We start from the raw sequence: 19,040 nt of genomic DNA on the forward strand, positions 1-19,040 counted from the left end.
ATGCGCGCCTTGCTTCAACAGATCAGCCTTTTCGTTGCCGTGGGATGCGCCGCCGCTGCCACGCACTGGGTCGTTGCCGTGGGCTGCGTCGAAGTGCTGCACCTGCCGCCGCTGGCCGCCAACCTGGTTGGCTGGCTTGTCGCCTTCGTGGTTTCGTTCTCCGGCCACTACCGGCTTACCTTCCGACATACCCGCACCCCCTGGGCCGTGGCAGCCCGTCGTTTCTTCCTGATTTCAGCCGCTGGTTTCGGGATCAATGAATCCTCCTACGCCTTGCTGCTGCACATCACCACCATTCCTTACGACCTGCTGCTGGCGCTGATTCTGATCGGGCTGGCGTTCCTCACCTTCATCGCTAGCCGGCTTTGGGCATTCCGCCACAAGCCCGCAGCCTGAAGGCGTCGTCCACGTCCACCCGCCACATCACGTACTTCACGCTGCTTACCACCGGGTCCAGGCCGCGCAGTGGCGCATAGACAGCCCCGTCCGAATGAGTGCCCCAGACCCAGTAACGCGCACCGTCGGGCGCAGCGCACAGGCGGGCCCTGAATTCCGCTGAACTGACCAGCACGTCCTTGCCCGTGACCGGATCAAACAGGGCGGCGTCATAGAGTTCCTTGCGCCAGTTATCGCGAACCGGCACCTCCTGATCCAGCCAGTCATCGACCACCCACGTGGGGCGAGGCGCGCGGGCATACAACGCCAGATCAAAGGGATAGGTATGCAAGGCGACAAAGGTATCCGTCGGCCGTGCCTGCGCCCGAACCACCTCTGCCAACGGCGCGGCGCTACCGCGCGTATTGATGGCCGCGACCCCCACCGCCACGACGCAGATGCCGGCGGCAATGGCGGCGCAAAGCCGCACCAGCCGTGGCGCCACCACGTCGCCGTCCTCGCGCCATGCGCCCAGTATGACCTCGGCCAGCAAGAAGGCCAGCGGCGCCAGCGCGGGCAGCACATAGCCGACCAGCTTGGATTGCGGCAAGGAAAAGAACACCAGCACCACCGCAAACCAGACCAACGCCAGACGACGCAGATCACGCGCCGGGCCATCCTGCCAGAACGCCTTGCGCATGATGCCGCCGCCCCATAGCGACCAAGGCAGGCTCAGGCCCGCCACGACGGGCAGGTAGAACCAGAACGGCTGCGCATTGTTGAAGCCGCTGGCCGCGAAGCGATGGAAGTGCTGATAGACGAAGAAGTAATCGTAGAAGCCAGGAAAGCGCAGTTGCATCAAGACGAACCAGGGCACGGCCACGGCGGCGAACACCAGCAGCGCAGGCGGCCACAGCAGGACGGCCAAGCCGCGCCAGCTTCGTCTCCAGACCAGCCAGATCAGCAAGACGGCGCCAGGCAGCGCCAAGCCGATCAGCCCCTTGGCCAGCACCGCCAGCGCAGCCAGCACCGCCGCAGCCAGGGACATGCCCCGATAAGGCCGGCCGTGCTCCGCGCGCAAGACCGTATCCACCGCGGCCAGCACGCACAGCGTGATCATGCCGGCAACCAGCATGTCCAGGTTCGCGAACTGCGCGCCGCCATAGAAGAACGGGATGGTCGACAGGACCAGCACGGTGAGCGTGGCGGCCGCGCCATCACGATAGCGGCGCACGAAGTAGTACAGGGCCACCGATGATCCCCAGGCGGCCAGCCACGACGGCACGCGCGCAGCCCAGGGATAGGGGCCGAATACCGAGAAGGAAAGTTTCGCCAGCCAGTAGTACAGCGGCGGCTTGTGAAAGTACGGCATGCCGTCCAGCAACGGCACCGCATACGATCCGCTGCGCAACATGTCCCAGGCAACGCCCGCGTAGCGGCCCTCGTCAGGCAGCATCAACGGCCGGATTCCCGCCAGAATCGCCAGCCACAGGCCGACGGCAAGCAAGAATCTCCCCGCCGGCGGGATCCATTCGGAACGCGCCCGGGGCGGGGAGCCACCGGCCATCGTCAGCCCGTCGCCTTGTCTACGCGCGAGGCCTTGCCTTGACGCCGCCGCACGACATACAGCGGACGGCCCTTCACCTCGTCGAAGATGCGGGCGACATACTCGCCCACCACGCCCAGGGAAATCAGATTGACCCCGGCGAAAAACAGCACGGCGGTGACGATCGTCGTCCAGCCCGAAACGGCATTGCCCGACATCAGGTATTCGCCGACCAGATAGGCGGCATAGGACATCGCCAGCATGGCGAAGGCCACGCCGACCAAGCTGACCAGGCGCAACGGCCAGGTCGTGAACGCCGTCAGGCCATCCAGCGCCAGGCGGAACAGGCGCAAGCCGCTGAAGCGGCTATCGCCATGCATGCGTTCGTCAGGCGTATAGGGCAGTGCTTCTCCCTTGAAACCCACCCAGGCGTACAACCCCTTCATGAAGCGGGTACGTTCGGGCAAGGCATTCAGCGCATCCACCACGCCACGGTCCATCAAGCGAAAATCGCCCGCATGCGCTGGCACATTCACACCACGCGCGCTGCTGAGCAGCTTGTAGAACCAGCGAGCGCCAGAGCGCTTCAACCAGGATTCATCGGCACGGGTTTCGCGCACCGCATAGACCATTTCCGCACCTGCGGCCCAGCGCGCCAGCATCTGCTCGATCAACGCGGGCGGATGCTGCAAATCGGCATCCAGGCAGATCACGGCATTGCCTGTCGCAGCTTCCAGCCCCGCGCTCAGGGCAGCTTCCTTGCCGAAGTTGCGCGATAGCTGCACGTAGCGAAAACCATCATGCTCCGTCCATTCGGCCATCAATGCTTCCGTGCCATCGGTGCTGCCGTCGTCGGCAACGATGATTTCCCAGCTGGTGCACAGCGCAGACAAGCGGCTGCGCAGCAACGGCAGCAAGATGCGCAGGTTCTCGGCTTCGTTCAAGCAGGGAATCACACACGTCACGCAAGTGTCATAGGGCACGGCCGCCGCTCTGGAAGACCAGAGCGATTCCAGCGGATACGCTTTGGTCAACACTCGTTGCGGGATCGGATCAGACCGGAATTGGATGTGCATAAGACGCTTGGCTCGAAATACAGGACGCTATGGCACGCAGTATGCGCAGGGGCTCGTCGAATTTTCATGAAATACGGCAAGTCCCTGCGCATGCGGCGATTCGAGCGAATTCTAGGTAGCGGGGCCGCGAAAACTATGAAGACGCTGGCAGATCTCGTTAACCTGTGTCCCCAATTTGTGAACCCTCGTAAAGTGGGGTCACGCCGGACGCCGCTAAAATGCGCCAGCGTTTTTGTTTTCACAGGTTGTCATGCAATACCGAGTCCGCCCTATGCTGGCCAGCGACGTGGACGGCATTTTGGATGCCCAGACCCTGGCCTACCCCGACTTTCTGCTGGAAAGCGCCGGGTTCTTCCTGAATCGCCTGATGCTTGCACCCGCCTATTGCTGGGTGGCGCGCGCGTCCGGCTCCGACTCCCTGCTGGGTTATCTGATTTCGTATCCCTGGGACGCCGGACTTCCCCCCGCCCTGGATGTGGCGCTGACCGAATTACCGCCGCAGGCCGACCACTGGTTCCTGCATGACTGCGCCGTGGTGCCGGCAGCGCAAGGGCTGGGCGTGGGCCAGGCCATGTTGCAGACCGCCGCCACACAGGCCGTGAACAGCGGGATGCGCCGCGCCAGCCTGGTGTCGTTGGAGTCTGCGGTGGGCTATTGGCTGCGCCACGGCTACCAGCCCGTCTCCGGGCAAGGCGAGGCCGCCCGCCTGGCCGAGAAACTGGCAGGCTACGGCCCCCAGGCCAGTTACATGTCACGTGCGCTTCCGGTCTAGCCGACGCTTATCCCGGTCCCGTCTGATGAGACCGCACACGTTGCCGCATCCCTATACACCACCGCATACGCGGCCGTAATATAGGGCCACAGTCTGAAGGGCTGTGGCGGCAACGGTTCCGATAGTCTGAATTGCTGCGCCCCGCCGGGGCGCGAAGGCTCTTATGATTTCGCTTTCGCCCGTTCAATCCCTGCTGGCCTGCTGCCTGGTCCTTGTCATCGGCCGGGTACTGACCACCCGGATAGGCATCCTGTCCCGCTACAGCATTCCCGACCCGATCGTGGGCGGCCTGCTGTTTGCCGTGCTGGCCTACCTGTTGTCGACCTGGGGTGGCGTGTCGATCTCCATGGAGACCAGCATCAAGCCCACCTTGCTGTTGCTGTTCTTCGGCTGCATCGGGCTGACCGCGAACCTGAAGCTGCTTGCCAAGGGTGGCCCGCGGCTGATTGCCTTCCTGCTGGCGCTCATCCCCTTCCTGGTCCTGCAAAACGCCGTGGGCCTGGGCATGGCATGGTTGCTGGACATGCACCCGCTGATGGGCCTCCTGGGCGGCACGATCACGCTGGTGGGCGGGCACGGCACCGGCGCGGCCTACGCCACGCGCTTTGCCGACTTCAACAATATTCAGGATGTCATGGCCCTGGCGATGACATCCGCCACACTGGGCCTGGTGCTGGGCGGCGTGGTGGGGGGGCCGGTGGCGGAATGGCTGATGCGCCGGCACAAGCTGGCCGGCAGCCTGGATCATCCCGCCCCGGCAAGCCAGGACGCGCCGGATCTGACCGAAAAATCGGAACCTTCCACGGCAGGCTCGTTCATCGTGTCGATGACGGCGGCTTTCGTCTGCCTGGTCGTCGGCGGCTATCTGGCGATGCTGGTTGAAGGCGCCCCGGTCAGCCTGCCCAACTTCCTGTGGTGTCTGGCAACGGGCGTGCTGATCCGCAATGTGGGCGTGCACCTGGGGTTGAAGTTGGATGACCGCGCCACGGAAATCATCGGCACGATCTCGCTATCGCTCTTCCTCGGCATGACGATGATGACGCTGGACCTGTCCAGCGTGGCACGCCTGGCGGGTCCGCTGGCCCTGATGCTGGCGGTGCAGACGCTGTTCTGCGCGCTGTTCGCGGCCTACGTGGTGTTCCGGATGCTCAAGCGCGATTACGAGGCCGCCATCATGTCGGCGGCCTTTTGCGGCTTCGCCCTGGGCGCCACCGCCACCGCCATCGCCAACATGCAGGCGTTGACGCGCCGTCATGGCCCCGCGCCCGAAGCGTTCATCGTGGTGCCGGTCACGGGCGCGTTCCTGGTCGACATCCTGAACGTGATCGTGCTGACGTCCTTGATCTCCTTGCCATTCGTGGGAGGGATGTGAGCATGTTCAAACGCCTTATCCTGATTGCGCTGTGCCTGGTCCTGGCCGCCTGCGGCCGCGCGCCCGACACTGACACCCTGCGCGCCGACGTCGAGCGCGGCCTGACCGCCACCTATGGCGAAGGCCTGTTCCGCATCGCTGAACTCAAGCGCATGGGCTCCGCCGCGGACAGCAGCGCGCCCGCCGGCGAAACCCGCCGCGTGGTCTATTACGACGTCGAACTGGACTTGAGCCGCGATATCGCGCTGGGCGCCTGGGACCAGCCGGGCGCGGCCTCGCTGGTGACCTTGCTGGGCGCGGGTCCGCGCAGCATCAGCGGCGTGAAGTCCAGCGGCAACCAGGCGGGCGATCGCATCGTGGCGCATGCCAGTGCCATCTACCGCCAGGAAGGCGACGCCTGGAAGCTGATCACCCCGGCGGGCTTCAAAGCGGCCGAAGCGCCGTCGCTGGATACCGGCGCACCGCCCCCGGTCACGCGGCAGCTGCTGGACGCGCTGGACCAGATCACCCATTCCGTCGCCTATAGCGCATCCAGCACGGCGCAGCATGTCGTGCAGCAAGAGCTGGAGCGCTCGGTGTCGCGCATCAATGGCCGGCTGGCGCGGTTGCAACAGGGCTATCCGCTGGCAGGCGGTCCCGATCGTGGAGAGTACGTGGCCTTTGCCCGTGCCCTGAGCGCCGTGGCACGTTCCCACCAAATCCGTGTGACGCCGCTGATCACCGGCGGCGGCGCCGAGAACATCGCCTTGCTGCGCAGCGGTGACGCCGTGGTGGGTCTGGCTCAGGCCGACACTGCCCGTCTGGCCTATGAAGGCCGCGGCCCGTTCGCCTCGCAAGGCCCCTTCACCGGGCTGCGCGCACTGGGCAGCCTGTACCCCGAACTGGTTCACATCGTGGTGCGTGACGATCCGAAACTACGCGGCGTGCGTGACCTGAAGGGCAAGACGATCGCGCTGGGCCCCGAGGGCTCCGCAGTGCGGGCCACATTGGAAGCCGTGCTGGCCGCGCACGGCTTGCAGGCGGGCCGCGACTACAAGGTGGCCGACACGCCTCTGGCAGCGTCGCTGCCCGCCCTGAACGCCGGGACGGTGGATGCCGCCGCCCAGGTGATCGGCGTGCCCGCCACCCCGCTGCGCGACGCGCTGACCCAGGCCCAGCTGAAACTGCTGCCGCTGGATCCTGCCGCCATCGAGAAGCTGACGGCCGGCTCACCGGATCTGATGCCGTTGGAAATCGCGGCGGGCACCTATCCCAACCAAGCGGATCGGATTCCCACCGTTGGCACGGCGGCGTTGCTGCTCACCACGGCCGACCTGACCCGAGACGAAGCGGCGCTGGTCGTGCGCGCTGTCTACCAGACCGGCCAGGACCTGCTGGCTGCCGGTTCGCCCCAAGGCGCCCAGGTATCGGTGGCCAACGCCCGGCGCGGCCTGACCGTGCCGCTGCACGACGGCGCCGAGGAAGGACTGGCGGCGCTTGAACACGCCAAACCGCGTTGATCCCGGTTGCGCTTATGATTGCGCTCCTAATCAGGAATTCCCATGAATAAATTCGATCTCCAAAAGACCCAGGCCCTGAAGTTGGCTGGCCAGCTCAAGCAGTCCGCCACGCCCGACCGCTTTGGCGTGGCCTCGCAGGCGCCCGATCGCCGCGAACAGCGCAAGATGGATCAGGCCGCCGGCCTGGTGCCGTTTCCGCTGAAGCTGTCGCAGGCGCACGCCGACAAGCTGCGCGCCCTGGCGGCCGAACGCGGCGTGTCCACCAACGACATCGTGGCCGACGTGTTGCAGAAAGCGCTGAGCGAATAAGCGCTTATGCACATCTGGGTCGATGCGGATGCGTGTCCCGTGGTCATCAAAGACATCCTGTTTCGCGCCGCGCAGCGCTGGCAGGTGCCGGTGACCCTGGTGGCCAACCAGCCCCTGTCCACGCCCCCTTCGCCGCTGATCCGCGCGGTGCAGGTGCCGCGCGGCTTCGATGTGGCCGATGCGCACATCGTCGAACGCGCAGAACCGGGTGACCTGGTCATCACGGCGGATATCCCACTGGCTGCGGAAGTGCTGGAAAAAGGCGCGATGGCGCTCAACCCGCGCGGCGAACGCTATTCGCCGGAGACCATCCGGGAACGGCTGGCGGTGCGGGACATGATGGAAGAACTGCGCGCAAGCGGCGTGGACACGGGTGGCCCACCCTCTTTCAGCCAAGCCGACCGCAAGGCCTTCGCGAACCAGCTGGACACCTTGCTGGCGCGCATCGCGCGCCAGGCAGCACCGAAAGGTTAAGGGCCGCTTGCCGCCGCCCGGCCCGCATCAATAGAACGTGATGTAGGCCTTGTACAAGATGGAGCAGATGGCCGTGATCAGGCCCAGGCCCATCAACCCCATCCCGATATTGCGGTCACGCAGCCCGAAACCGATCAGCATCATCGCCACGCCCGTGACGATGATGATCAACATGGTATTGGTGTTGGCATGCATGGACATATCTCCTGTTCGCTTCAGCGCACGCCCTCGAGGTTTCCTCTGGGACAGGCCGCACAACAATGATAGACACGCAAGAACCCGACAGGACGCAACGGCCAACCGCGCGGTTGCGTCTGATCAATAGAATAGTGAATGCTGCGGCTGAACGCCATGCCGCAAGACGAAATGCAAGGCAGGGGGACGCTAGCGGGGGTACGAAAGCGGGGATAGCAGAGATACTGCTGCCGCAGAAAACAAAAAAGCCAACCGATGAAGGTTGGCTTGTTTGCGTTGCACCCGCAATGTGAATCACGGTGCGTCTAGCGCAGTGCATCTTGTGGACAACGGTCGATCAATACTTTGAAAGCATCAGCCTGCGTTGTCTTTCAAGGGTCTTTGGTGGGTGGTACAAGTTTCGAACTTGTGACCCCTGCCGTGTGAAGGCAGTGCTCTACCACTGAGCTAACCACCCCGAAAGAGGCGAAATAATAGCATGTTTTTTAAAACGTGTGCAAGTCGCCTGGGAAAATCATTCAAGCCGCCGCCACCGGCGCATCCATCTTGCGCCATACGCACTCGCCCCCCACGGATTTATCCAGCGCGGCGAGGTAGGTTTCGTGCTCGGCGAGTTCATCGTCGCTGGCCTTCAGCACGGGCAGGCCCGATGCGTCGAACTTGGCCAACACGATGCCATCGCTGCCGGCGCCGTCGTTGTCGTCCACGTCGATCAGCAGCGCATCCTGCCCGCGGGTCATGGCCAGCCAGACTTCCGCCAGCAACTGCGAGTCAAGCAATGCGCCGTGCAACGTCCGGTGCGCATTGGAAATGCCGAAGCGGTCGCACAGGGCGTCCAGCGAATTGCGCTTGCCAGGGAACAGCGACCGCGCGTGCAGTAGCGAATCGGTGACCGTCTCGCAGTATTCGGTGATCGGGCCACGGCCCGTCTTCGCCAATTCGGCGTTGAAGAACTTCACGTCGAACGCGGCGTTGTGCGCGATCAGTTCCGCGCCTTGGATGAACTTGATGAATTCGTCCGCGACGTCGGCAAAGCGGGGCTTGTCGGACAGGAACTCCGTCGTCAGCCCGTGCACCGCCAAGGCCTCGGGGTCGCTGTCGCGATCCGGGTTCAGGTAGATGTGCAGGTTATTGCCCGTGGACATCCGATTGACCATTTCCACACAGCCGATCTCAACGATGCGGTGACCCTGGCCAGGGTCCAGTCCGGTGGTTTCCGTGTCAAAGATGATCTGGCGCATAACTTATTCCGACGCTGCATTGGCCGAAGCTGGCGGCGCATGGGCGTCCGGCGGGTGGGCCGGAGGATGCTCTGCGCTACCGGCATGGCCGGGTTTCTGGCGCGCGGTGGCAATCAGCGTATAGGCCACCGGCACGACGAACAAGGTCAGTAGTGTACCCAGCATCAGCCCGCCGACCAGAACCCAGCCGATCTGCTGGCGTGATTCGGCCCCGGCGCCCGTGGATAGCGCCAGCGGCACGGTACCCAGCACCATCGCCCCCGTCGTCATCAGAATCGGGCGCAGCCGCAGCACGCTGGCCTCGGTCACGGCGGCGAACAATTCTCGGCCTTCGTCGCGCAGCTGGTTGGTGAACTCCACGATCAGAATGCCGTGCTTGGTGATCAGGCCCACCAGCGTAATCAGGCCGATCTGGCTATAGATGGACAAGGTGCCGCCCGTCAGCCACAGGGCCAGCAACGCGCCCGTCATGGACAGCGGCACGGACAACATGATGATGAAGGGATTGCGCCAGCTCTCGAACTGCGCGGCCAGCACCAGGTAGATGAAGGCCAGCGCCATGCCGAAGACCAGATAGATGCTGCCCGACGAATCCCGGAACTCGCGCGACTGCCCGTCCAGATCGGTCACGATGGTGTTGGGCAATACGTCGCGCGCCACCTGGTGCATGTGCGTCAGCACTTCGCCCAGCGCATAGCCGGGCGCGACCGCGGCGTCGATCTTCACCGCGCGCAGGCGGTTGAAGTGATTCAACGACTGCGGCGACACGCCCTCGTGCACCCCCAGCAGGTTATCCAGTTGCACCATGCTGCCATCGCGCGCCCGCACGTAGATGCCCGAAATGTCGGTAGGATTGGCACGGTCGCGCGGTGTCACCTGCACGATCACGTCGTACTGCTCGCCTTCGTCCTTGTAGCGGGTGACCTGGCGTCCGCCCAGCATCGATTCCAGCGTGCGGCCCACGGTATCGACGTTGGCGCCCACGTCGGCCATCTTGTCGCGATCCACCCGCACCCGCAGTTCAGGGGTATTCAAGCGCAGGTCGGTGTCCAGGTTGAGCAGGCCAGGATATTTGCGCAGCTCGGTCAGGAAGACTTCCGTCAGCCGCGCCAGCTCCGCGTAGGAGGCCTGGCTCATGATGATGAATTCCACCGGCTTGGAACGCGCGGACTGGCCCAGCGATGGCGGGTTGGTCGGGAACGCCCGCACGCCCGGCAGCGATGAAAACAGCGGCTGCAACTGCTGGGTGATGGCCTGCTGCTTGCGGGAGCGCTCTTCCCACGGCTTCAGCCGCAGGATGGCGGTGCCATCGGTCACGGTCGGAAAGCCCACCGTGACCTGGCTGCCGCTGGCCTCGGGGATCTCGGAATAGAATTTTTCGATACCCAGCATGCTGTCCAGCGTGTAGTTCAGCGTGGCGCCTTCCGGCGAACTCACGATGCCGAACACCACGCCCCGGTCTTCAATCGGCGCCAGTTCGCTCTTGACCACCTTGAACAGCACGCCGCTGCCGGCCGCCACGGCCACGCCGATCACCACCACCAGCCAGCGGTGGCGCAAGGACGCGCCCAGCAAGCGGCGGTAGCCATTGCTCATGGCGTTCAGCCAGCCTTCGATCAGGTTGTACCAGCGGCTGTGGCTGCTCTGATGGCGCAGCAACACCGAGCACATCATGGGCGTCAACGTCAGCGCCACAAAGCCCGACACCAGCACCGCGCCGGCCAGCGCCAGCGCAAACTCGATGAACAGGCGCCCCGTGCGGCCCGTGGCAAACGCCAGCGGCGCGTACACCGTGACCAGCGTCATGGTCATGGCGACCACCGCGAAGCCGATTTCCTTCGAGCCGCGCAGCGCGGCTTCCTTGCGTGGCATGCCCTCTTCGATGTGGCGGTAGATGTTCTCCAGCACCACGATAGCGTCGTCCACCACCAGGCCGATGGCCAGCACCATCGCCAGCAAGGTCAGCGTATTGATCGAGAAGCCGAAGAAATACATCAGCGCGCAGGCGCCCACCAGCGACACGGGGATGGTGACGATGGGGATGATGCTGGCGCGCAGGTTGCGCAGGAAGAAAAAGATCACCAGCACCACCAGGATGATGGCTTCGCCGATGGTGTGGAAGACGGAATCGATGGAGCGTTCAATGAACACCGACGAGTCGTAGGCGATGTTCAGCTTCATGCCCGCGGGCAGGGTCTCGTTCAAGCGCTCCACTTCCACGCGCGCCGCCTTGGACAATTCCAACGGGTTGGCGGTCGATTGCCGCGTCACGCCGATATTGATCGCGGGCTTGCCATTGAACCGCGACAGCACGCGGTCGCTGGCGGCCGCGATCTCTACCTTGGACACATCACGCAGGCGGACGGGATAGCCCTTCACGTTGGCCACGATCACGTCTTCGAACTGCGCGGGCGTTTGCAGGTCGGTGGACGACACCACGGAAAACTCGCGGGCGCGCGATTCGATGCGTCCCGCCGGGATCTCGACGTTCTGGCTGCGCAGCGCGGCTTCGACGTCCTGCACGGTCAGGCCGTAGGCAGCCAGCTTGTCGCGGTCCACGTAGATGCGCATGGACGGCAGGCGCTCGCCGAAGACGCGGACTTCGGCCGCCCCCGGCAGCACGGACAGGCGGGTCTTGATGTAGCGGTTGATGTAGTCGGAGGTCTGGATCGCGGAGTAGGTTCCGGATTCGACGGCGATGTAGATGATGGGCTGGGAATCGGCTTCGACCTTGCCGATGATGGGCTCGTCGATCTCGTCCGGCAGGAAGCGCCGGGCGCGCGATACCTTGTCACGCACTTCGGCCGCCGCGGCATCCGGGTTGCGGGACAGGTTGAATTTGATGTTGATCAGGCTGCGTTCTGATCGGCTGCGCGACGTCATCACGTCCACGCCTTCGATACCCGCCAACTGGTCTTCCAGCGGCTTGGTCACCTGCGATTCGATCACCTCGGGCGAGGCGCCCTTGTAGGTGGTGTCCACCGATACGATGGGTTCGTCGATCTTGGGATATTCGCGCACGGTCAGCCGCGAATAGGAAATCAGGCCGATCAGCACAATGATCAGCGACAGGACCGACGCAAACACTGGCCGCTTGATGCAGGTTTCCGAGATACGCATTGCGCTATCGCCAAGAAAGAAGAAGAGCCGGCGTCACGAGCCGCCGCCGACGACATTCACAACCGCACCGTCCGTCACGCGCTGCATGCCCGCCACCACCAGATGGTCGCCGGCCGCCACGCCCGTCAGGATTTCGACGCGGCCTTCGCGGCGTTCGCCGATGGTGACCTCGCGCCGTTCCGCCGTGCCATTCTTGATCCGGTAAACGTACTGCGTTTCACCCGAGGGCGACAGCACCGCCTCCGGCGCGACCAGCGCCTTGTCCTGGTTGAACAGCAACTGCACGCGGGCGAACATGCCCGGCCGCAACACCGCGTCCTTGTTGGCGACGGTAGCGCGCAACAGAATGGACCGGCCGCCCGCATCCACCAGCGGACTGACGGCATACACCAGCCCCTGGCGTTCCTGGCCCGGCAGCGCGTCCAGGCGCAGCGTCAGTTGCTGGCCCACGCCGACCTTGCTCAGATACATTTCCGGCACGCGGAAATCCACTTTCAGGGGGTCGATCGCCTCTAGCGGCGCCAGGTCCTGCCCCTGGTTGACGTAGTCGCCCACTGACACGCTGCGCAGCCCCACGATCCCGCCGAACGGCGCGGTAATCGTCATTTTGTCCAGCCGCGCCTGCGCCAGCGCCACGGCGGCTTCCTGTACCTTCAGCGTGCTGGCGGACTCGTCCCGCGCCTGCTGGCTGACGAATCCCTTGCCCTGCAATTCCACGGCACGCCGATAGTGGCTCTGGGCCAGAGTCAGGTTGGCGCGCGCCTGCGCCAGTTCGGCACGCGGCACGGAATCGTCCAGCCGGATCAGCGTCTGGCCGCGCGCAACGGGCTGGCCTTCCTTGAATTCGATGGTCTGGATGCGCCCGGCCACTTCCGGCCGCAGCACGACGGATTCGTCCGAACGCAGGCTGCCCACGGCCGACAGGCCGCGCGCGAACGGAATTTCCTGGACGGCGGCCACTTCGACGCGAACCGGACTGGCAGGCGCCACCGGCGACTTGGCGACGGTCTGGGTGAGTGTCGCCCCGGGTGCGAGCCAGCGCGGCACAAAAACGCCAAGCGCGGCCCCCGCGACCAACCCGGCCGCGACAGCGGTCAGCAGTACAGCTTTTTTCATGCGCGAATGTGGCGGTGATGCGGCGCGGACCGTATTCCCCACTAGGACAGCGCCGCAGGAACTGGAATGGGGGATGGCACTGTAGCACCCGAATTTACATACTGGAACAATCCAGAAGCCGGATGAAAGAACTAAATCCGCCCCAAAAGGCGGATTTCAGGGTATATCCCGATGTCTTCAGCCCCTTCGAGCCGATTCCACGCCCATATTGGCCAACTGGTCGGCGCGTTCGTTGCCGGGGTCGCCGGCATGCCCGCGGACCCAGCGCCAGGACACCTGGTGGCGCTGGACCTGTTCGTCCAGGGCCTGCCACAGCTCGACGTTTTTGACGGGCTTCTTGTCCGCCGTCATCCAGCCGCGGCGCTTCCAGTTCGCCAGCCACTCGGTCATGCCCTTCATCACGTACTGCGAATCGGTGTGGATGGTGACGACGCAGGCGCGCTTGAGCGCCCGCAGGCCCTCGATGACCGCCAGCAGCTCCATGCGATTGTTGGTGGTCTGGAGCTCTCCGCCATGCATGGTTTTCTCGTGGCCGCCCGCGCGCATCAGCACGCCCCAGCCGCCAGGACCCGGATTGCCCTTGCAGGCGCCGTCGGTCCACATTTCCACTTTCTGATCGTTCGGTTTGTTGTCCTGCATGGTGCTGCTTGGTAATCCTTGTTCGTGCAAAGTGAATCCGGGCGCGGACCCGTTCAAGACCGGTCGAAACCGTCGTCGGCCTGGCGGTTCACCACCACCGACGCAGCGCGCGCCCGCTTGGGTTTGCTTTTCCAGGCCGGCCCGATGATACGCATGCTGGCCACGCGCTTGACGGCCGACACCATATAGATCGCCCCGCCCAGGCTCCACCACCGGGCGCCGGCAGATTCCATGAACCCCCAGCGCTGGAGCCACTTCTCGCTGCGGCAGGCGGGTGCGTAGCAGCCAAATTGGCTCTCTTTGACTTCCAAGGACAGCAACTTGAACCAGTCTTTCAGACGCGGCAGCGATACCTGGGACGACGGTGGTTGCGGCAGCCAGGGCTCCATGCCGGGCATGCGGGTGCGTGCGCCCCACATGCTCCAGGGGTTGAATCCAGAGATCACGACCCGTCCTTCCGGCACCAGCACGCGCTCTACCTCGCGCAAGACGTTATGCGGGTCCTGCGTGCATTCAAAGGCGTGCGGCAGGATCAGCAGGTCCACGCTCTGGGATTCAAACGGCAGCGCTTCCGGTTCGGCAAGCACCACGCGGGACTGCCAGCCAGCGATGCTTTCCGCCGACGGCGTTTCAGTGCCCACATAGCCCTTGAAGGGCATGCGGTTGGCGCGCAGCAGATTCATGTCGGCCAGCCCCACCTGCCAGGCGTAATATCCGAACACGTCCGCGACAGCCGCATCGAACTGGGCACGCTCCCAGGCCAGGGCGTACTGCCCCGGCGGCGTCTGGAACCATTCGGCCAGTTCTACAATCGGCGGAGTATCTTCTGCCACGTTCTATTCCTTCGAGTCTTATGCAAGCCTTGACCGCCCCCGCAGGCGGCCGCGAACGCAATGCCGCGGTCTTGCCTCTACCCGCCTTTTCCGACAACTACATCTGGGCCATCGTCCACGGTGAAAACGCCGCCGTGGTGGACCCGGGCGAAGCCGACCCGGTGCTGCGATGGCTGGAGCAGGAAGGCTTGAGGCTGCGCGCCATTCTACTCACGCACCATCACGGCGACCATGTGGGTGGCGTTCTTGAATTGTCACGCATCGCGGACATTACCGTATACGGTCCAGCGCGGGAAACCCTGCCGCGCTGCGACGTCCCGCTGACGCAGGGCGATCGCGTCACCTTGCCGGAATTGGACCTGGATTTGCATGTATTGGACGTGCCCGGCCACACCGCCGGCCACATCGCCTACACGGGCCGGGCGGCCGGAATGGAACCCGTGCTGTTCTGTGGAGATACCCTGTTTGCGGGAGGCTGTGGCCGGCTTTTCGAGGGAACTCCCGCGCAAATGCATGATTCCTTGGGAAAATTTTCTGTTTTACCGGCGGATACACAGGTTTTTTGCGCGCACGAGTACACTCTAGCGAACTTGCGCTGGGCATTGGCTGTGGAACCCGCCAATCGCACCCTCCAGCAGTGGTATCAGCGAGCCCAGCAACTACGAGCAGAAGGTCTTCCCACGCTTCCGTCGACGATTGGTCAGGAATGCGCGACGAACCCGTTTTTGCGTACGCAGCAAGTCGACATCATCCGCGCCGCAGCCAGCTGGGCCGGACGCAATCAATCTACGCCGGTAGAGGTCTTTGCCTCCCTGCGTGAATGGAAGAACGATTTCAAGTGATCGCCTGATGAATCTATCCCGACTCCTTCTGCCACTCATGTTGGCAGTCCTCGCCGGTTGCGCAGGAACCAAAGCCCCCGATAGCAAGAACCTCACCACCAATTCCCAAGGGCGTTACATCGCCCGGGACACGTCCCGCACGGTTGACCTGACCAACCCGCCGTCCGACGCCTGGGACCGCATCCGCCGCGGTTTCGCCATCCCCAACCTGAACACCGACCTCTCGCAGCAGTGGACCGACTATTACGCGGCCCACCCCGAGGCCGTTCAGCGCATGGCAGAACGCGCCGGCAAGTATCTGTATTTCATCGTTGACGAAATCAACCGTCGTGGCCTGCCCACCGAACTGGCGTTGCTGCCGTTCGTGGAAAGCGCCTACAACCCGACCGCCCTGTCGCGCTCGCAGGCTTCTGGCCTGTGGCAGTTCGTGCCGGCCACCGGCACGCACTTCAACCTGAAGCAGGACTGGTGGCGCGACGAACGCCGCGACCCCATCGCCTCGACCAATGCGGCGCTGGACTACCTGGAAAAGCTGTTCGAGATGCAGGGCGACTGGTACCTGGCGCTGGCGTCCTACAACTGGGGCGAAGGCTCGGTGCAACGCGCCATGGCCAAGAACGAAGCGGCCGGCCAGAACACCGATTACCTGTCCCTGAACATGCCGGACGAAACCCGCAACTACGTGCCCAAGTTGCAGGCCATCAAGAACATCATCGCCGACCCGCAGCGCTATGCCGTGGCGCTGCCGCCCGTGGGCAACACGCCCTACTTCGTGACGGTCCAGAAAAATAGCGACATCGACCTGGAAATCGCCGCCAAGCTGGCCGAAATGCCGCTGGATGAATTCAAGGCCCTGAACCCGTCGTTCAACCGCCCCGTCATCCGTGGCGACCACGGCCCGACCCTGCTGCTGCCGGCCGATCGCGTTGAAATCTTCAACGCCAACCTGACCAACTACAAGGGCGACCTGAGCGCCTGGAAGGTCTACCATTCCCGCCGCGGCGAATCGTATGCGTCGATCGCCAAGCGGTTTGGCGTGACCGAATCCAAGCTGCGCCAGACCAACGACATCGGCTCGCGCCAGAAGTCGGCTTCGGGCCAGGCGCTGCTGGTGCCCGGAGACCCGGGCCCTGGCGGCGTGCAACTGGCGTCGCTGGCCGCCCCCGTGGGCGCGCTGGAGTCGGCCCCGTCCGACAACAAGGCCGCCGCCCCGCGTGGCCGTGCCACGCCCGCGCCGGCTGCCCGCGTGGCCAGCGCCCGCCCCAACGTGCGCACCCACAAGGTCCGCCAGGGCGACACCCTGTTCTCGCTGGCCAAGCAATACGGCACCTCGATCGACGCGCTGCGCGCGCTGAACAACCTGAAGGGCAGCGCCCTGAAGGTGGGTACCCCCTTGCGTGTACCGGGCACCAACGCCCGCGGCTGACCTGCATCGTCAGACCCAATGGAACGGCGCCCCACTCGGGCGCCGTTTTTTTACCCCCACGCGAAACCGCCAAAATCCTTAAAATAGGCGGTCTCAGCAGGTAAAAAATCAAAGGAAATAACATGGGCTTTCTCGCCGGCAAGCGCATTCTCGTCACCGGGGTGCTTTCCAACCGATCCATCGCCTACGGCATTGCGCGCGCCTGTCACCAGCAAGGCGCCGAACTGGCGTTCACCTATGTGGGCGACCGTTTCAAAGAACGTGTGAGCGAATTTGCCGCCGAATTCGGCAGCAAGATCGTGCTGCCCTGCGACGTTGCCGAAGACAGCCAGATCGAAGGCGCCTTCACCGAGCTCGCCCAACATTGGGACGGTCTGGACGGCCTGGTCCACTCCATCGGCTTCGCCCCGCGCGAAGCGATCGCCGGCAACTTCCTGGACGGCCTGTCGCGCGAAGGCTTCCGCATCGCCCACGACATCTCCGCCTACAGCTTTGCCGCCATGGCCAAGGCCGCGCTGCCGCTGATGGAAGGCCGCAACGCATCGGTACTGACGCTGACCTATCTGGGCGCCGAACGTGTGGTGCCCAACTACAACACGATGGGTCTGGCCAAAGCGTCGCTGGAAGCCAGCGTGCGCTACCTGGCCACGGCGCTGGGCCCGCGCGGCATCCGTGCCAACGGCATTTCGGCCGGCCCCATCAAGACCCTGGCTGCCAGCGGCATCAAGGACTTTTCGGCCATCCTGAAATTCGTGGAAGCCCAGGCCCCGCTGCGCCGCAACGTCACCATCGACGACGTGGGCAACGTTGCCGCCTTCATGCTGTCCGATCTGGCTGCCGGCGTCACCGGCGAAATCACGCACGTGGACGCCGGTTTCTCGACCGTCGTTCCGGGCATGGAAGACTGACCAGTCCCGCAGGCGGGGCCGCGCGCCCCGCCCGGCCGGCCGCTTACGCCGGCCGCACCACCAGCGTGGACACCTGCACGTCCACCGCCGTCATCAGCTTGTGGATCGGGCATTTCTCGGCCACCGCCAGCAATTCATCGATCTGGGCATCGGACAACGCGCCGTGCAAGGTCAGCTTGGCTGTCAGACGGTAGATGCCTTTGCGTTCCTCGCCGGCATCACGCACCACTTCCACACCCACCGACTCCAGCGGCAACTCCTTGCGTTGCGCATACACCATCAGCGTCATCGCCTTGCAGCCGCCCAGCGCGGTGTCAAAATAATCGTGCGGATCGGGGCCCTCGCCCTGCGGTTGCGGCATCGCCAACGGCAAATCATGGCCTTCGGCCGTGGCGGTGAATTGCAGCGTGTTCGGCGCATTCTGACGGATGCGGATGCTCATGGATCGAATCTCCTGGACATGGGCGTCCGTCGCGGGCGCCCCATGCCACGTTGTAGCACTCGTGGCGCCATTTGCTTACTGACGGAAACCTGAACTTATTGCGACACGGCCGGTCGGATATCCCTATCCGCCATTCACGCACAGATAAAGGGGGCCGCATGAGCGCCAGACAACTTCTTGATCAACTACTGCAATCCGGCCAAGGCCTGCTTTCGGACGCCACCAACCGCGTGCAAAGCGCAACGGGCGGCGCCGGCAGCGGCGGCAAGGGCTCGTTCCTGACCGGGCTGGGAGGCGGCGCGCTGGGCGCGGGCGCCCTGGGGCTGCTGATGGGCAGCAAAAAGGCTCGCAAGATTGGCGGCAAGGTCGCCATGTACGGGGGCATGGCGGCGCTGGGCGCGTTGGCCTTCCGCGCCTATGGCGACTGGCAGCGCAATCAGGCAGGTGGCGCACCCGCCACGCCGCCGCAAACGCTCGACCGCCTGCCCGCCCCCGAGGCCGAACAGCACAGCACCGCCGTGCTGACCGCCATGATCGGCGCGGCCAAGGCCGACGGACACATCGGGCCTGAAGAACGCACGCTGCTGGAAACGGAATTGGCCAAGCTGTCGTCCGACGCCCAGGACCGCCGTTGGCTGGAAACCGAGTTGTCGCGTCCGCTGGACCCGGCCGCCGTGGCGCAATCGGCCAAGACGCCGGAAATGGCCGCTGAGATGTACCTGGCCAGCCTGCTCGTCGTGGACGAGGAAAGCTATATGGAACGCGCCTACCTGGATGAACTGGCGCGTCAGCTCAAGCTTCAGCCGGGGTTGAAGGAACAGCTGGAGCAACACGCCAAGACAGCCGTCGCCTGAA

19 protein-coding genes and 1 tRNA gene are annotated in these 19,040 nt (G+C 64.5%); 10 read left to right on the top strand and 10 right to left on the bottom strand.

The features are described 5' to 3' along the window. Complete coding sequence (locus tag HV753_RS26640) at positions 1 to 396, top strand: GtrA family protein (RefSeq protein WP_175177583.1); 396 nt, start codon at positions 1 to 3, stop codon at positions 394 to 396. Here HV753_RS26640 and HV753_RS26645 read toward each other — a convergent pair. After that, positions 356 to 1,942 (bottom strand): ArnT family glycosyltransferase, encoded by a 1,587-nt coding sequence (locus HV753_RS26645; protein WP_175177584.1) that lies wholly within the window; start codon positions 1,940 to 1,942, stop codon positions 356 to 358. The two genes, HV753_RS26640 and HV753_RS26645, sit on opposite strands and share 41 nt — an antisense overlap. Before the next feature lie 2 nt (positions 1,943 to 1,944). Beyond that, positions 1,945 to 2,997, bottom strand: a complete 1,053-nt coding sequence (locus HV753_RS26650) for a glycosyltransferase family 2 protein (protein WP_175177585.1) — start codon at positions 2,995 to 2,997, stop codon at positions 1,945 to 1,947. A gap of 271 nt (positions 2,998 to 3,268) precedes the next feature. Between HV753_RS26650 and HV753_RS26655 the strand changes: the two genes are divergently transcribed. From HV753_RS26655 to HV753_RS26675, 5 genes are all read left to right on the top strand, one after another. Then, positions 3,269 to 3,769, top strand: a complete 501-nt coding sequence (locus HV753_RS26655; protein ID WP_175177586.1) for a GNAT family N-acetyltransferase — start codon at positions 3,269 to 3,271, stop codon at positions 3,767 to 3,769. Positions 3,770 to 3,932: 163 nt separating this feature from the next. Then, positions 3,933 to 5,141 carry a sodium/glutamate symporter gene (gltS, locus tag HV753_RS26660; RefSeq protein WP_175177587.1) on the top strand — a complete coding sequence of 403 codons (1,209 nt, stop codon included), beginning with the start codon at positions 3,933 to 3,935 and terminating at the stop codon, positions 5,139 to 5,141. Next, complete coding sequence (locus HV753_RS26665; protein ID WP_175177588.1) at positions 5,138 to 6,640, top strand: TAXI family TRAP transporter solute-binding subunit; 1,503 nt, start codon at positions 5,138 to 5,140, stop codon at positions 6,638 to 6,640. The genes gltS and HV753_RS26665 overlap by 4 nt, the downstream gene beginning before the upstream one ends. A 42-nt stretch (positions 6,641 to 6,682) precedes the next feature. Further along, positions 6,683 to 6,949: a hypothetical protein gene (locus tag HV753_RS26670; RefSeq protein ID WP_175177589.1), complete on the top strand. Its 267-nt coding sequence runs from the start codon at positions 6,683 to 6,685 to the stop codon at positions 6,947 to 6,949. A gap of 6 nt (positions 6,950 to 6,955) precedes the next feature. Next, entirely contained in the window at positions 6,956 to 7,423 is a 468-nt protein-coding gene (locus tag HV753_RS26675) for a YaiI/YqxD family protein (protein ID WP_006225945.1), read from the top strand. Between the two features lie 27 nt (positions 7,424 to 7,450). On the opposite strand, the gene HV753_RS26680 is transcribed toward HV753_RS26675, so the two are convergent. The 7 genes from HV753_RS26680 to HV753_RS26710 all read right to left on the bottom strand — a co-directional run bounded on the left by HV753_RS26680 (position 7,451) and on the right by HV753_RS26710 (position 14,567). Next, the gene (locus tag HV753_RS26680; RefSeq protein WP_175177590.1) at positions 7,451 to 7,618 is read right to left on the bottom strand and encodes a hypothetical protein; all 168 of its coding nucleotides are present in this window, start codon (positions 7,616 to 7,618) and stop codon (positions 7,451 to 7,453) included. 382 nt (positions 7,619 to 8,000) lie between these two features. Beyond that, positions 8,001 to 8,075, bottom strand: a tRNA-Val gene (locus HV753_RS26685). Between the two features lie 61 nt (positions 8,076 to 8,136). Further along, positions 8,137 to 8,859 (bottom strand): DNA polymerase III subunit epsilon, encoded by a 723-nt coding sequence (gene dnaQ / locus HV753_RS26690; RefSeq protein ID WP_175177591.1) that lies wholly within the window; start codon positions 8,857 to 8,859, stop codon positions 8,137 to 8,139. A 3-nt stretch (positions 8,860 to 8,862) separates the two neighbouring features. Continuing rightward, positions 8,863 to 11,979: an efflux RND transporter permease subunit gene (locus HV753_RS26695; RefSeq protein WP_175177592.1), complete on the bottom strand. Its 3,117-nt coding sequence runs from the start codon at positions 11,977 to 11,979 to the stop codon at positions 8,863 to 8,865. A 33-nt stretch (positions 11,980 to 12,012) separates the two neighbouring features. Next, the gene (locus HV753_RS26700; protein ID WP_175177593.1) at positions 12,013 to 13,095 is read right to left on the bottom strand and encodes an efflux RND transporter periplasmic adaptor subunit; all 1,083 of its coding nucleotides are present in this window, start codon (positions 13,093 to 13,095) and stop codon (positions 12,013 to 12,015) included. 177 nt (positions 13,096 to 13,272) lie between these two features. Next, positions 13,273 to 13,734: a ribonuclease HI gene (gene rnhA, locus HV753_RS26705; protein WP_175177594.1), complete on the bottom strand. Its 462-nt coding sequence runs from the start codon at positions 13,732 to 13,734 to the stop codon at positions 13,273 to 13,275. A gap of 53 nt (positions 13,735 to 13,787) precedes the next feature. Then, positions 13,788 to 14,567: a class I SAM-dependent methyltransferase gene (locus tag HV753_RS26710; protein ID WP_175177595.1), complete on the bottom strand. Its 780-nt coding sequence runs from the start codon at positions 14,565 to 14,567 to the stop codon at positions 13,788 to 13,790. Positions 14,568 to 14,587: 20 nt separating this feature from the next. On the opposite strand from HV753_RS26710, the gene gloB reads away from it, so the two are divergent. From gloB to fabI, 3 genes are all read left to right on the top strand, one after another. After that, positions 14,588 to 15,409 (top strand): hydroxyacylglutathione hydrolase, encoded by an 822-nt coding sequence (gene gloB / locus HV753_RS26715; RefSeq protein WP_175177596.1) that lies wholly within the window; start codon positions 14,588 to 14,590, stop codon positions 15,407 to 15,409. Between the two features lie 7 nt (positions 15,410 to 15,416). Further along, entirely contained in the window at positions 15,417 to 16,835 is a 1,419-nt protein-coding gene (locus HV753_RS26720; RefSeq protein WP_175177597.1) for a transglycosylase SLT domain-containing protein, read from the top strand. A 122-nt stretch (positions 16,836 to 16,957) separates the two neighbouring features. Further along, a complete protein-coding gene (gene fabI, locus HV753_RS26725) occupies positions 16,958 to 17,743 on the top strand; it encodes an enoyl-ACP reductase FabI (RefSeq protein WP_175177598.1) in 786 nt (261 codons plus the stop codon). Between the two features lie 43 nt (positions 17,744 to 17,786). On the opposite strand, the gene HV753_RS26730 is transcribed toward fabI, so the two are convergent. Then, positions 17,787 to 18,185, bottom strand: coding sequence for an OsmC family protein (locus tag HV753_RS26730; protein WP_175177599.1), 399 nt, complete (start codon positions 18,183 to 18,185; stop codon positions 17,787 to 17,789). A 158-nt stretch (positions 18,186 to 18,343) separates the two neighbouring features. Here HV753_RS26730 and HV753_RS26735 point away from each other — a divergent pair, with 158 nt between their 5' ends. Next, positions 18,344 to 19,039, top strand: coding sequence for a tellurite resistance TerB family protein (locus tag HV753_RS26735; protein WP_175177600.1), 696 nt, complete (start codon positions 18,344 to 18,346; stop codon positions 19,037 to 19,039). The last annotated feature ends 1 nt before the right edge of the window (position 19,040 follow it).

This window comes from Achromobacter pestifer (genome assembly GCF_902859625.1).
GTDB classification, from domain to species: Bacteria; Pseudomonadota; Gammaproteobacteria; order Burkholderiales; family Burkholderiaceae_B; genus Achromobacter; species Achromobacter pestifer.